The sequence below is a fragment of the Pseudolabrys taiwanensis genome (genome assembly GCF_003367395.1).
GTDB classification, from domain to species: Bacteria; Pseudomonadota; Alphaproteobacteria; order Rhizobiales; family Xanthobacteraceae; genus Pseudolabrys; species Pseudolabrys taiwanensis.
In genome coordinates this window covers 4,299,969-4,312,910 of record NZ_CP031417.1, presented here as the reverse complement: position 1 = coordinate 4,312,910, position 12,942 = coordinate 4,299,969, and the positions used below count along the sequence as shown (strand labels likewise).

Below are 12,942 nucleotides of genomic sequence, written 5' to 3'. Positions count from 1 at the left end.
GGCGCGCCGTGCTCGATTTCATCGTCAATTGGCTCGCCAACACCCCGCAGACCGCGGTGCCGTATGCGCTCGCCGCGCTCGGGCTCATCATTTCCGAGCGGTCGGGCGTGCTCAACTTGACCGCCGAGGGCCTGATGCTGGTCGGCGCGCTCACCGGCGCCGGCATTTGCCTGACGCTCGGCGGCTATCCGGCCGTGGCGCTGATCGGCGCCATGCTGGCCGCGAGCGTCGTGTCTCTGCTGTTCGCGGGCCTCGCGGTCGTCCTGCGCATCAACCAGGTGATCGCCGGACTGTCGATCGTGTTCTTCTGCCAGGGCCTCACCGGCCTCATCGGCACGCTCGCCAACTGGCAGAACAAGCAACTGCCCGGGCTCGGCCGGCTGGTGATCTGGCCCCTCTCCGAGATCCCCGTCATCGGCCGCATCCTGTTCATGCAGGACGCCGTCGTCTATCTGACGGTGCTCATCTTCTTCGCCGTCAATTACTGGCTGTTCTCGACGATGATGGGTCTGCGCATCCGATCCGTCGGCGAGAACCCCGCCGCGGCGGACGCGGCCGGCATCAGCGTGAGCCTCAACCGCATCCTCGCCATCGTCATCGGCTCGTCGCTGATCGGCCTCGCCGGCGCATACATCTCTGTCGTCAACGTCAAGCTGTGGGTGACGGGCATGACCGGCGGGCGCGGCTGGATCGCCGTCGCGCTCGTTGTGTTCGCACGCTGGGCGCCCTGGCCGGCCTTCGCCGGCGCCCTGCTGTTCGGCTGCATCGAGGCGGTGATTCCGCACATCGCCGCCGCCGGCATCCGCGTGCCGCAGTATCTGATGCTGATGACGCCCTATCTCGCCACAATCGCGGTCATGATCTGGGTCGGCGCCCGCCAGCGGGTGGCCACGGCCGAGCCCGGCTCGCTCGGCCAGCCGCATGTGCGCGAGGAGAGGCGATAGAACTTCGTCATTCCGGGGCGCGCGCTAGCGCGAACCCGGAATCCAGAAACACGTTCAGTCTTTGTGGCTGGATTCCGGGTTCGCTCGCTGCGATCGCGCCCAGGAATGACAGTGAGGGGACAAAACCATGCGCATCCACGTCTACGGCAAACCGCAGGACACCGGCGACGCCTTCGAGGACTATCTCGACCCGGGAAAGACCGCGATCGTCTCGATCGACATGCACCGCGGGCATCTCGACGAGTCGCCCGACTGTCCCTGCCCGGCGCCCCGTGCGCGCGAGATCGTCAAGCCTATCGACGCGTTCCACGACGCGGCGCGGGCGCTCGGCGTGCCCATCATCCATGTGCGCTCGGTGCTGCGCCAAAGCGGCGTCGACGATCTCAAGGGCATTCCCGCCGCGTGGCGCCGCACTTTCCCGCTGCACGTCGGACCGATCCCAGGCAGCGACCGCCACGCCATCGAGGGCTCGGCGTGGACGGAGTTCGTCACCAAAGTGCTGCCGGAAGACCTGATCGTCGAGACCAAACGGCGGCTCTCCGCCTTCTATCCGACCGATCTCGATTTCCTGCTGCGCAACATGCGCGTTGAAACTGTCGTGTTCGATGGCGGCTTCACCGACTGCTGCGTTCTCAACAGTGCGTTCGACGCCAACAACCACAATTACCGGGTGCTGGTGGCACGCGATCTGGTGCGCGGCACCGACGACAATCTTGAACAGGCGGCGCTCGCCATGGTGTCACTGCACCTCGGCTTGGTGGCGGATTCGGCCGACATCCTGTCGGAGTGGAAGACGCGCAAGGCGAAGCGAGACGCGGCTTAGCAACTTGCGTCATGGCCGGGCTTGTCCCGGCCATCCACGTTTTTCCTTTTAGTTGAACCGGCAAGACGTGGATGCCCGGCACAAGGCCGGGCATGACGACGGATAGGCCGTACCGCCAACTTACTAATACCCCACGCTCTCCAACGCGTCGCTGAGCATGCGCGGCGTGAGCGGGACATGCCGCAACTTGATGTCGCCGAGCGACTTGAGCGCATCTTCGACACCAGAAGCCACCACGGCGCCGACCGCGATGCAGCCGGCCTCGCCGACGCCCTTCACGCCCAACGGATTCAGCGGCGACGGCGTCTCCAGATGCAACACGGAGACAGGCGGGATTTCCGTGGCGTAAGGCACGAGGAAATCCATCAGGCTCGCGTTCGACAAGGTGCCGTCGGGCATATAATCGAGCCGCTCGTAGAGGGCGCCGCCGATGCCTTGCGCGATGCCGCCCATCACCTGGCCCTCGACAATGGTCGGGTTGATCATGTTGCCGCAGTCATGGATGCAGACGTATTTCCGGATCTTGACCGTGCACAAGGCCGGATCGACCTCGACGATCGCCGCATGCACGCCATAGGCCCAGGTCGATTGCGATGGACTGTAATAGTCGGTCGCTTCAATCCCCGGCGCCTGGCCCTCGGCCAAAGGCGGACCATCGTGTTTGCTGGCCGGCGCGAATTGCGTCGCCGCCTGCGCGGCTTCGTTGAAAGCGTAGCGCAACGGGTTGCTGGCGGTGGCGATGGCCGCGAGCGACACATGCCGATTCGAATTCTTCACCCAGGCGGCGGAATCGCGCAGCTCGATATCGTCGATATCGGCTTCGAGCATGTTGGCCGCCGCCTGCAGGATCTTGCCGCGCACGGTGATAGCCGTCTTGTGGATGGCATTGCCGCTCACCACCGCGGCACGGCTGGCGAAGGTCGCCACGCCCCAGTCGAAGGCCTTGGTGTCGCCTTCGACCACGATCACATCTTGCGGTGACACACCGAGTTGATCGGCGACGATCTGCGCGAACACGGTGTCGTGGCCCTGACCCTGCGTCGACAGACCCGTATTGACGTAGACCTTGCCGGTGATCGGATGAACGCGGATGTGTCCGCCTTCGTAGGGTCCAAGGCCGGTGCCTTCGACATAGCAGGCAAGACCGAGCCCGAGGTATTTGCCGTCAGCGCGCAGCTTTTCCTGCTCGCCTGCGAAATCCGCCATATCGAGTTGCGCCGCCGCGAGCGACAAGGCCTTCGCATACTGACCGCTATCGAGCGTCACCTTCAGGCCGTCCGCAAACAGCAGGCCGGCGCGCTCGTAAGGAAATTCCTTCTCGCCGATGAAATTGCGGCGGCGGATTTCGAACCGATCGATGCCGAGGTCTTCCGCCAATTGGTCCATCGCCCGTTCGAGCGCGAAGCAGGCTTGCGGCCTTCCGCAGCCCCGATAGGGCGTCACCTGCACCGTCGGCGTATAGACCGCCTTGAACTCCACCCAGATGTTAGGGATGCGATAAGGCCCGGCGATCGAGGTCGACGCCACCTGCGCCACGGCGATGCCGTAAGGAATGAAGGCGCCGGTGTCGTGCAGGAAGCTATCGCGCAGGCCGATCACTTCCCCGGTCTTCATCGCCGCGAGTTCGATTGTGTGGATCTGCGTGCGCTCCTGCGAGGAGCCGAGGAAGTTCTCGCGCCGGTCTTCGATGTATTTGACCGGCCGGCCAAGCTGCATCGCCGCCATCGGCACCAAGAGTTCATCCGGATAGAACAGCAGCACCTTCTGACCGAAGCCGCCGCCGACGTCCGGCGCGATCACGCGCACCTTGTCCTCGTCGAGCGCGAAGATCGAGGCAAGGCCGCCGCGCACCGAGATCGGCGCCTGCGTGCCGTCCCAGACGGTCAATTCGCCGGAAATCTCGTCCCAGCGCGCCGCCACCGCGCGGCATTCCATCGGCGCCGCGGTCGAGCGATCCACCTGCACGGTGATGCGCGTGACGTGCTCCGCGCGGGCGAAAGCGCCGTCCGGATCGCCGGAGGTCTGCACGAATTCGGCGGCGATGTTGTTCGCCACATCGGCGTGCACCAAAGGCGCGCCGTCGGCGATCGCCTTCGCCATATCCATCTCGACGGCGAAGGGCTCGATCTCGAGTTCGATCAGCGCCGCGGCATCCTCGGCGACGTAGCGGTCGACCGCCACCACCATGGCGATGGTCTGCCCGACATAGAACACCTCGCCGCGCGCCAGCGGGCGCTGCGTCTTCGGGCTCTTCATCGACGGATGGGGAATGAGCAGCGGCATCGGCCGGTCCAGCGGACCGATGTCGGCATAGGTATAGACCGCCGCGACACCCGGGTAAGCCCGCGCGGCACTCACGTCGATGCGCTTGATCTTGCCGCGCGCCACCGGGCTGCGCAGGAAGGCCGCGTGCAGCGCATTGGTCAGCGGGATGTCGTCGACATAGGCGCCTTCGCCGCGCAGCAGCTTCGGATCGATGTTGCGCTCGACGCGTTGCCCGAAATAGCGCGTGGACATGGGACCTACTCCGTCCGCCCCAGCAGTTCGGCCGCGCGGCGCACCGCCGTGACGATGTTGCTGTAGCCGGTGCAGCGGCACAGATTGCCCGACAGCATGTCGCGGATGCCGTCATCCGAGAGATCGAGCGCGCCCGGCTCCTCGAAGCGGCTGAGCACGTTCATCACCATGCCCGGCGTGCAATAGCCGCATTGCAGCGCGTGGCACTCCTTGAACGCCTGCTGCACCGGATGCAAAGCGCCGTCGCCGGCGGCGACGGACTCGATGGTGCGCACCTCGCTGCCGTTCGCCTGCACCGCCAAGGTCAGGCACGAGCGCGCCGCCTTGCCGTCGATGTGCACGGTGCAGCAGCCGCAGACGCCGTGCTCGCAGCCGACATGCGTGCCGGTAAGGCCAAGCTCATGGCGCAGGAAATCGCTGAGCAGCATGCGCACGCTGACGGTGCGGGTGACCGGCTCGCCATTGACCGTCAGTGAGACCGTGACGCGCGGATCTTCGGACCGCTCCGGCAGCGCCGGCTTGATCTTGCCGCGCATCACGGCTGCTCCTTGGGTTTGGCCCGTGCCGCGGCCTTCGCCACCAGACGGCGGATGAGCGCGCCGAGCGCGCGGCGGCGGAACGCGGCCGACGTGTTCATATCGTCGGGCGTGGTGACGGCCGATGCGGAAGCTGCCACCGCCTTGTCGAGATCGGCTGACGCCAAACGTGTGTCCAGCAAAGCCGCTTCCGACGCCTTCAGCCGCACCGGTTTGTCGGCGATGCCGCAAGCGGCGAGCCGGATGGTCTCGACCGTGCCGTTCGCCGCCAGCGCTAGCACGCAACCGACACCGACCAGCGCGTAATCGCCGTGCCGGCGTGTCACTTCGTCGAAGGCCCAGCCGGCGCCCTCCGGCAGCACCGGCAGACGCGCCTCGGTGATAATCTCGTCGTGCATCCGCGCCGTCGTCAGGAAGGCCGTGAAGAAGTCCTCCGCGGCGATGGTTCGCGTGCCCGCTGGGCCGCACGCAGCCAGCGTACCGCCGAGCAGCACGAACAGCAGCGGCATTTCCCCCGAAGGATCGGCATGGCACAGACTGCCGACGACGGTACCGCGGTTGCGGATCGGCACATGCGCCACGTGTTGCAGCGTCTCGGCGATGAGCGGATTGGCGCGCTGCACCGCGACATCGAGCTCCAGCTCGCGATGGCGCACCATCGCCTTGACGACGATCTCGCCTTTGTCGATCGAGATGCCATTGAGACCTTGGACGTGCTGGATATCGACCAGCGCCGACGGATTGGCGACGCGAAAGTTCATCGCCGGCAGCAGACTCTGACCGCCGGCCAGCACCGCGGCATCCGGATCGGCGGCAAGCATCGCCACCGCTTCCGCAATGGTGGTCGGCGCCTTGTAGTCGAACAGCGGCGGTTTCACAGCGGCCTCGCATGCGTCCGCGTCACGTCGAGAAACGTCTCGGCGAGAAGATCCGGCATCGAAAGCTGCGGCGCGTGATCGCTGTCGAGCGCATAGACGGCATTGCAGCCTGTGATCTCCTGCATCTTGCGCTGCAGCGGTAGATGCACGCTGCGATCCTGCAGCGCCTCGATGTAGACACGCGGAATGCTGCCATAGCGTTCCGGCGTCAGGCTGAGCTTGGAGCCGCGGCCGGCCTCCGGCTGCGGCGTCAGCCGCTTGGCGGCGGCTTCGGCCACTGTGCGGTCGGCGAGCTGGTAGAACACGTCGACGGCCGACACCGGATCGATCATCGAACGCAATCCCTCCGCATCGTGCGTGACGCGCTTGTGCGCGCCCTTCATCCAGGGCTCGAGATGCAGCGCGTAGAACTCCAGCACCGACATGTCGTTCGGCAGCATGAAGGCGCAGAGATAGATGGCGAGCGCAACGCGCTCCGGCCGCAGCTCGGACGTCTGCGAGGCGGTCACGCCGCCCATGCTGTGGCCGACGAGAACGATCGGCCCCTCTGTGCCGTCGATGATTTTCGCTACATGATCGGCATAGCGCGCGACCGACACCTCCTGCGGCGGCGTATCGTCGAAGCCGTTACCGGGCAGATCGACCGCGATGGCGTCATGCCCCGCCGCCTTCAAGCGCGGCACGATGGTGTCCCACGCCCAGGCGCCTTGCCAGGCGCCATGCACCAGAATGAAGGTGTAACGTTGCGCCACGGCGGCCTACTTGTAGGTTCGCTTGTACATCTCGCGCATATGCGCCTCGACCGTGATCGGCGGATACTTCGGCGCCTCGCCCGGCGACAGACAGGTCGGAATGCATTCGACCGTATGCGCATAGTTGCCGGTATAGAAGAACGGCACCGAGTAGCGCTCGCGGCCCGACATGTTCACGACGCGATGCACGGTCGAGCGATAACGATCGTTGGTCCAGCGCGCGATCATGTCGCCGAGATTGACGACATAGGTTCCCGGCACGGGAACGGCATGGATCCAGCCGTCGGACGTCTGATCCCACACCTGCAGACCGCCGACATCGTCCTGCCGCAGCAACGTCAGTCCGCCGAAATCGGTATGCGCGCCAGCGCCTTTCTGGTTCGGCCGCGCCTGCGCGGGCTGCGGCGGATAATGCAGCAGCCGCACGGTGGCCATCGGGTCGCGGTTGTAACCGTCGAAATAGTTCTCCGGCAGATCGAGCGACAGCGCGATGCCTTCCATCATGCGGGCGGACAGCACCATCATCTCGTTGAGATAGGCCTGCATCACCGGCTTGAAGTTCGGCCGCTGCGGCGGCCATTGATTGGCGCCGTGATTGAACATGCCGGCAAGCACGCGCGGATCGTCGGGCCCATGATCGGGCCCGACGTAATAGCCCTCTTTCAGATCGGGCGGCGCGCCGGCCTCCAACGTCTGCCCCTGGAGCGTTTCGTAACCGCGATTGCACGGCGATTTCGCTTTGTTGACCTCGTCCTTCTGCTCGGACGGTAACGCGAAGAAAGCAGCCGCTTCGCTGAAGACATCGGAGATCAGATCTTCCGATACCCCGTGGTTCTTGATGTAGAAGAAACCCTTATCGAGACACGCTGCGCGCAAGGCGGCGCCGACCGCTTTGCGATCGGCGATGTTCGCGCTACTCAGTCCCGATATATCGATGATCGGCAGCGTGGCGACGGAAACGCGTGCGGCTTCGAGGGCACTGGTCATCGGCGTTGCTCCGGCAGGTCAACCCGCGTCATCTCAGGATGACGCCAGACCTGCCGAAGCCAAAGCCTCAATGTCGGTCAGCGCTGACCAATTTCGGAGCAGACGAGCCTTCGGCGCGCGGGAAGTCTCCATCGGCTTTGCCGATATGTTCAGACGGGCGGCAAACCAACAGGATGCATCGCCTGGATCAGCTTGGCGATTGACAAAATACGCGGCTCCTCGAAGCGGGCGCCGACAACCTGCAAGCCGACCGGCAAGCCTTCGCTCGTCTTGCCGGCGGGCACACTGCCGGCAGGCAGGCTCATCAGCGTGATCAGGAACGAGCCGGCAATCCAATCGGTATAATTGGCGAGCTTCTTGCCATTGATTTCGGTCGGAAAGTTCTGCGTCACGGGATATTGCTTCACCGGCGAGGCCGGTGTCAGCAACAGATCGAAGCGGTCGAAGAAATCGCGGAAGCGCAAGAACAGCCTGGCCCGCGCTTGTTCCGCCTTGGCGAAATCAAGCGGCGTCACCTTCAAACCGGCCTTCACGTTGCCTTGGAGGTTCGGCCCGAACTCCTCGAGATGATCGAGGTTGGCATATTGCTGGCCGACCATCCACAATCCGCGCCACGCCTGATAAGGCTCGCGGCCTTCGGAGATGTCGAAGCCGATCTCCTCGACGCTGGCGCCGGCGTCCTTCAGCGACATTGCCGTCTTACGGCAGATCGCGTCGATCTCGTTGTCGACGCCGATGCCGGCAAGATCAGACACATAAGCGATGCGCAGGCCGCGCGCGTCCTGACTCGCCACCACTTCCGCCAGCGCACTTTTCCACGGCGGCGCCACCGAGATCGGCGAGATGCGACTGAAGCCGACCAGCGCGTCCAGCACGCGCGCGGCGTCCTCCGCTGTGCGCGTGAGAGGCCCGTGCACCTGGCCCGGATCCCAGGCAAGCGGCATCGGATAATTGGGCGTCAGGCCGGGCGTCGGGCGAATGCCGACGATGCCGCAGAAGGCCGCCGGCATACGGATCGAGCAGCCGAAATCGGTGCCTTGCGCGATCGGCAGCATGCCGGTCGCCACCGCCACCGCTGAGCCGCCCGACGAACCGGCCGGACTCAACTCCGGATTCCAAGGATTGCGCGTCGCGCCGAACACGGGATTGACCGTGTTGGCGCCGGCGGCGAATTCCGGCGTGTTGGTCTTGGCGAGCACGATCGCGCCCGCGGCCTTCAATCGCCGCACCGCTTCGGCGTCCTCGGCCGGCACATGCTCTTTATAGAGCGGCGAGCCGTAGGTCGTGCGGATGCCGGCGGTGGGCGTCACGTCCTTGATGCCGACCGGCAGGCCGTGCAACGGCCCGGTCTCCTCGCCGCGGATAATGGCGTCGCCCGCTTTCAGCGCCGCCTCACGCGCCGGCTCGGCCGCCAACGTGACGATGGCATTGAGCTTCGGATTGATCCGCGCGATGACCGCGAGATGCGCGTCGAGAATCTCGACGGGGGTGATCTCGCGCGATTTGACGAGCGCAACCAGCTCGCCTGCGGTTTTCCGCGTCAGACTCTCGTTAGCCATTGGATTTCGCTATTTCCCGGACCAGTGCACAAATCGCCGCTCTATCAGCAGAAACAGCAGATTGAGTCCATAGCCCAGCGCGCCGGCGGCAAAAATGGCCGCATACATGCGCGGCATTTCGAAGAGCTGCTGCGCTTCGAACACGCTGTGGCCGAGCCCGTCCTGCGAGCCGATGAACATCTCGGCGACGACGATGATGACTAGCGCGAGCGATACGCCGTTGCGCAGGCCGACGAACGTCTGCGGCAGGGACTCAAGCAACATGACGTCGAACAGCACGCGCAGGCGTGAGGCGCCCATCACTTTCGCCGCAAGCAGCCGCGTCTTGCGCGCGTTCATCACGCCATAGGCGACGTTGAAGAGGATGACCAGCGCCGCGCCGAAGGCCGCGACCGAAATCTTGGTCTTGTCGCCGACGCCGAACAGCACCAGGAAGAGCGGGAACATCGCCGACGCCGGTGTCGAGCGGAAGAAATCGATGACGAACTCGAGCGAACGGTAAAGGCGCTCGCTCGATCCGAGCACGATACCGAGCGGGATCGCGATGACGGCCGCGATCAGCGTGGACCAGACGGTGCGCTCGACGGTGCGTACGAAATCGACCCACAGAACACCCCCGTTCATGCCCTTCCACAGGGCGATGAAGGCGTCCTTGGGCGGCGGCAGCAGCACCGGATCGACGAAGCCACCGTACACAGCGACGGCCCAGATGATGAGCAGGCCGACAACGCCGACGATGGGCAAGAAGGGATCGAGAAGGCGCGTCATGACCGCCGCACCTCGCGTTGGAAAATCTCCAGGCAATGCGCCTTGAGGCGCACAAACTCCGGATCCGACAGAGTGGCGTCGTCGCGCGGGCGGGCGCAATCGACTACGGTGAAGTCCGCGACCCGCGCCGGATGCCGCGACAGCAGCAGAACACGATCGGCCAGGTAGACCGCCTCTTCCAGGTCGTGCGAAACGAGCACCATGGTCGTGCCGCTTTCCATGAACAGCTTCTGCAACTGCTCGCGCATGAACAGGGTCATCTCGTAGTCGAGCGCGGAAAACGGCTCGTCGAGAAAGAGAATCTCCGGGTCGACAACCAGCGCCCGCATGATCGATACGAGCTGCTGCTGCCCGCCGGACATCTGGTAGGGGTAGAGATTCAGGTCGAGCTTGATGCCAAGATGGGCGACCAGCCTCTCGACCCGCTCCTGACGCTCCCGCTTCGACACCTTCATCATCTTCAGCGGATAGGCGATATTGTCGAAGGCCCGCATCCACGGGAACAACGCTTCGCGATAGTTTTGAAACACGTAGCCGAACTTGATCTCGTCGAGCAGCATGCCGTCGAACAGGATTTGCCCTGCGTCGACCGGGATGAGGCCCGCAATCATGTTGATGAGCGTACTCTTGCCGCAACCGTTCGGCCCGAACACCGAAATGAGCTTGCCGCGCGGCAGATCGAGATCGAAGTTGTCGTAAATGACGGTGTTGCCGAACTTCTTGCTGAGGCCGCGGATAGTGACGTGCGGTCGGACAACCGCCGACGCAGTGGCCGATTGCGGCAAGGCCTCGAATTGAGACGAGAGAGTCGCCTGCGCCACTGTCATCGTAGCTGCCACTCCTTTAGTGCAGTTGACCCAATCTCGGCTCATTCCCGCGAAAGCGGGAATCCAGCGCGGCATTGAGATGCCCGTGCCCTAGGCCACCAGGTCCCCGCTTTCGCGGGGACGAGGATAGCGGCCGCATCGATCAATAGGCCTTCAGGAACTTCTTGACGTCGACTTTCTCCGGCACAACGCCGATTTGCGTGCCGAAATCCGCGAACTTCTGCAGGTAGCCGAGTTGCGCGGGCGTGAAGTTCCCGACCATCTCGTAGCCCAGCATCGGCACGCTATCGACCAAGTCGTCCGGCGTCATGGTGTTCTTGGCGAGGTATTTGCGGGCGTCGTCCGGGTTCTTCTTGATGTAGTCGACCGCTTTCGCCCAGCCCTGCGCGAAGCGCTTGGCGACATCGGGACGCTTCGCGATGAAGTCCGAGGAGAACGCGCAACCGGCGGCGAAGGCATCGGCCTTCTCATCGCCGAGAACGTATTTGGAGATCACCCCCGCCTCGACGGTCTTGGCGATGCCCATCTTCTCCATCATCGTGGCGCTCGGCTCTAGCGTGTAACCGCCGTCGAAGGTGCCTGCCTTCATGGCGTTCACATGCTGGCCCATGTCGAGCTGATCGATGGAGTATTCGCCTTCTTTGAGGCCGTTCTTGGCGAGAATGCCCTTGGCGGTGTTGAGGTTGGCCGGGCCCGGCGCCGTCATCAGTTTGAGGCCCTTGAAGTCCTTGAGCGACTTCACCTTGTCGGCAAGGCCCGTGCGCACCACGAACTGCTCCATCTTGTACACCGACGTCTGGCTGTGCATGGCGACGTACATCGCCACGCCGGGCTTTTTGACGTCGGCGTTGAGGCCTTCGAGGGTGACCAGAACCGCCGAAACCTCGATCTGGTTGGTCATCAGGCCGGCCACGTTCGGCGGACCGCCCATCAGCCTGATGGTCTCGGGCTCGATATTGAGCTCCTTGAAGTAGCCCTTCTCGATGGCCACAAAATACGGCAGCGACGAACTGATCGGGAAGACGCCGACCTTCACCTTGTCGGCTTCGGCTTGCGCCGCGACCGACAGGCCGCTGAGCGTGGCGGCGACGAGACCCGCGACGAGCACCTGCCGTCGGCTGCGTCCGAACTTGGTCATCTCACGTAACTCCCCCGGTTGACTGGACTTTTCCAGCATATCACCCACGGAACCGGCGACCCGCCGGCGTTCGTTCGTTTGCAAGCAAAGCTCGTGCCGCGGGCCCGTTACGGTCACTCCCCGGCGTCGATGATGGCGATCACCGGGCCACCGCCCTGCGGCCCCTGATGCATGGCGTCGACAGAGACGAAGACGGCCGGATCGCCGATGGCGGTGGCGGCGACGCCACCGACGGCCGCCTTGATATGGCGGTGCCAGGGCACATCGGAGTCGTCGAGCATGATCTGCCGCCGCCCGTGCAGCTTGCCGGTGCGATCAGCCTCGCACTTCATGAAGCAGTTGACCAGCTTGCCGCCGAGATCGGAGGCACGCGGACGCTGCGGCAGCTCGAGGCCGGCGTTGCGGATGGATTCGTAGATGCCGTCGATGTCGAGGGCGTCCTTCATGATCGAATGCCCGATCCGGTAGCGGCCGCCCGCCCCCGCCTTGTTCCCCAGCAGCACGATCTGCGCCTGGGTGAGTTCGACGCCCGAGGAGCAGGACGCCACCGAGGAATAGAGATCGAGGTTGCGGCAAATCTCTTCCGCCTTGGGCATCTTGATCTCGCCGAGCGCCACCGCGATGCCGAGCGCCGTCGTGCCGTTCGACACGCCCATCGACTCGTGCACCTCGCAGGCGACGTCCTTGCCGCGCTTGGCGGCGTCGAGCACCGCGTCGATGGTCAGGAGCGGCGTCTTGGTCTGCACGTAGTGCACATCCTTCGGATCGTCGATGCCGGCATCCTTCATCGCCGCCTTCACGCCCTCGGCGACCTTCTCGACCATGGCGATGCGACCGATGTCTTCCGGCAGCAATTCAGCACTCATGGCGGTGCCGATGGCAAGACGCGCTTTCGAGGCAGGCCCGGTCTTGTCGTTGCGCGCGAAAACCGTGGCATGCGGCGTGATGACACCGTCGCAGCCGCCCGACCACACCATCGGGATCTCGGCGATTTTCGCTTCACCACGGCTGCCGTGCTTCAACAGCACCTTGCGGAAGGCCTGATCGGCCAGAATGCGCGTGAAGTCGTTGACGCCGCCGTTGCCCTCGGTCTTGCCGATGACGGCGATGACGTCGTCCGCGGCAAAACGCCCGGCCTTGATGCACTCTTCGACGCCGCTCGCGTCCTGAACGGTCTTCAATTCGACTTTCGCAACTTCAATCGCCATCGCTT

12 protein-coding genes are annotated in these 12,942 nt (G+C 64.5%); 2 read left to right on the top strand and 10 right to left on the bottom strand.

Going from position 1 to position 12,942, the window contains the following annotated elements:
- Nucleotides 1-8 precede the first annotated feature (8 nt).
- Nucleotides 9-944 (top strand): ABC transporter permease, encoded by a 936-nt coding sequence (locus DW352_RS20500; protein ID WP_115693076.1) that lies wholly within the window; start codon nucleotides 9-11, stop codon nucleotides 942-944.
- Between the two features lie 127 nt (nucleotides 945-1,071).
- On the top strand, nucleotides 1,072-1,767 hold the full coding sequence (locus tag DW352_RS20495; protein ID WP_115693075.1) for a cysteine hydrolase family protein: 696 nt from the start codon (nucleotides 1,072-1,074) through the stop codon (nucleotides 1,765-1,767).
- A 123-nt stretch (nucleotides 1,768-1,890) separates the two neighbouring features.
- On the opposite strand, the gene cutA is transcribed toward DW352_RS20495, so the two are convergent.
- The 10 genes from cutA to atzD form a co-directional block, all read right to left on the bottom strand.
- A complete protein-coding gene (cutA, locus tag DW352_RS20490; protein ID WP_115693074.1) occupies nucleotides 1,891-4,284 on the bottom strand; it encodes an aerobic carbon-monoxide dehydrogenase large subunit in 2,394 nt (797 codons plus the stop codon).
- Nucleotides 4,285-4,289: 5 nt separating this feature from the next.
- Entirely contained in the window at nucleotides 4,290-4,820 is a 531-nt protein-coding gene (locus DW352_RS20485) for a (2Fe-2S)-binding protein (protein WP_115693073.1), read from the bottom strand.
- On the bottom strand, nucleotides 4,820-5,698 hold the full coding sequence (locus DW352_RS20480; RefSeq protein WP_115693072.1) for an FAD binding domain-containing protein: 879 nt from the start codon (nucleotides 5,696-5,698) through the stop codon (nucleotides 4,820-4,822). The genes DW352_RS20485 and DW352_RS20480 overlap by 1 nt, the downstream gene beginning before the upstream one ends.
- Nucleotides 5,695-6,450, bottom strand: a complete 756-nt coding sequence (locus DW352_RS20475) for an alpha/beta fold hydrolase (RefSeq protein ID WP_115693071.1) — start codon at nucleotides 6,448-6,450, stop codon at nucleotides 5,695-5,697. The genes DW352_RS20480 and DW352_RS20475 overlap by 4 nt, the downstream gene beginning before the upstream one ends.
- A 6-nt stretch (nucleotides 6,451-6,456) precedes the next feature.
- Nucleotides 6,457-7,437 carry an isopenicillin N synthase family dioxygenase gene (locus DW352_RS20470; RefSeq protein WP_115693070.1) on the bottom strand — a complete coding sequence of 327 codons (981 nt, stop codon included), beginning with the start codon at nucleotides 7,435-7,437 and terminating at the stop codon, nucleotides 6,457-6,459.
- 149 nt (nucleotides 7,438-7,586) lie between these two features.
- Entirely contained in the window at nucleotides 7,587-8,996 is a 1,410-nt protein-coding gene (locus DW352_RS20465) for an amidase (protein ID WP_115693069.1), read from the bottom strand.
- Between the two features lie 9 nt (nucleotides 8,997-9,005).
- Complete coding sequence (locus DW352_RS20460) at nucleotides 9,006-9,764, bottom strand: ABC transporter permease (RefSeq protein WP_115693068.1); 759 nt, start codon at nucleotides 9,762-9,764, stop codon at nucleotides 9,006-9,008.
- Nucleotides 9,761-10,591 (bottom strand): ABC transporter ATP-binding protein, encoded by an 831-nt coding sequence (locus tag DW352_RS20455; protein ID WP_115693067.1) that lies wholly within the window; start codon nucleotides 10,589-10,591, stop codon nucleotides 9,761-9,763. Before DW352_RS20455 ends, DW352_RS20460 begins: the two co-directional genes overlap by 4 nt.
- Before the next feature lie 142 nt (nucleotides 10,592-10,733).
- The gene (locus DW352_RS20450) at nucleotides 10,734-11,729 is read right to left on the bottom strand and encodes an ABC transporter substrate-binding protein (RefSeq protein WP_162827088.1); all 996 of its coding nucleotides are present in this window, start codon (nucleotides 11,727-11,729) and stop codon (nucleotides 10,734-10,736) included.
- Between the two features lie 113 nt (nucleotides 11,730-11,842).
- On the bottom strand, nucleotides 11,843-12,937 hold the full coding sequence (gene atzD, locus DW352_RS20445; RefSeq protein WP_115693065.1) for a cyanuric acid amidohydrolase: 1,095 nt from the start codon (nucleotides 12,935-12,937) through the stop codon (nucleotides 11,843-11,845).
- Between the last annotated feature and the right edge of the window lie 5 nt (nucleotides 12,938-12,942).

Coding starts and splice junctions, on each gene's coding strand:
- DW352_RS20460 (WP_115693068.1), bottom strand. CDS start 9,764: ATGACGCGCCTTCTCGATCCCTTCTTGCCCATCGTCGGCGTTGTCGGC.
- DW352_RS20470 (WP_115693070.1), bottom strand. CDS start 7,437: ATGACCAGTGCCCTCGAAGCCGCACGCGTTTCCGTCGCCACGCTGCCG.
- DW352_RS20495 (WP_115693075.1), top strand. CDS start 1,072: ATGCGCATCCACGTCTACGGCAAACCGCAGGACACCGGCGACGCCTTC.
- DW352_RS20450 (WP_162827088.1), bottom strand. CDS start 11,729: ATGACCAAGTTCGGACGCAGCCGACGGCAGGTGCTCGTCGCGGGTCTC.
- DW352_RS20465 (WP_115693069.1), bottom strand. CDS start 8,996: ATGGCTAACGAGAGTCTGACGCGGAAAACCGCAGGCGAGCTGGTTGCG.
- DW352_RS20485 (WP_115693073.1), bottom strand. CDS start 4,820: ATGCGCGGCAAGATCAAGCCGGCGCTGCCGGAGCGGTCCGAAGATCCG.
- atzD (WP_115693065.1), bottom strand. CDS start 12,937: ATGGCGATTGAAGTTGCGAAAGTCGAATTGAAGACCGTTCAGGACGCG.
- cutA (WP_115693074.1), bottom strand. CDS start 4,284: ATGTCCACGCGCTATTTCGGGCAACGCGTCGAGCGCAACATCGATCCG.
- DW352_RS20455 (WP_115693067.1), bottom strand. CDS start 10,591: ATGACAGTGGCGCAGGCGACTCTCTCGTCTCAATTCGAGGCCTTGCCG.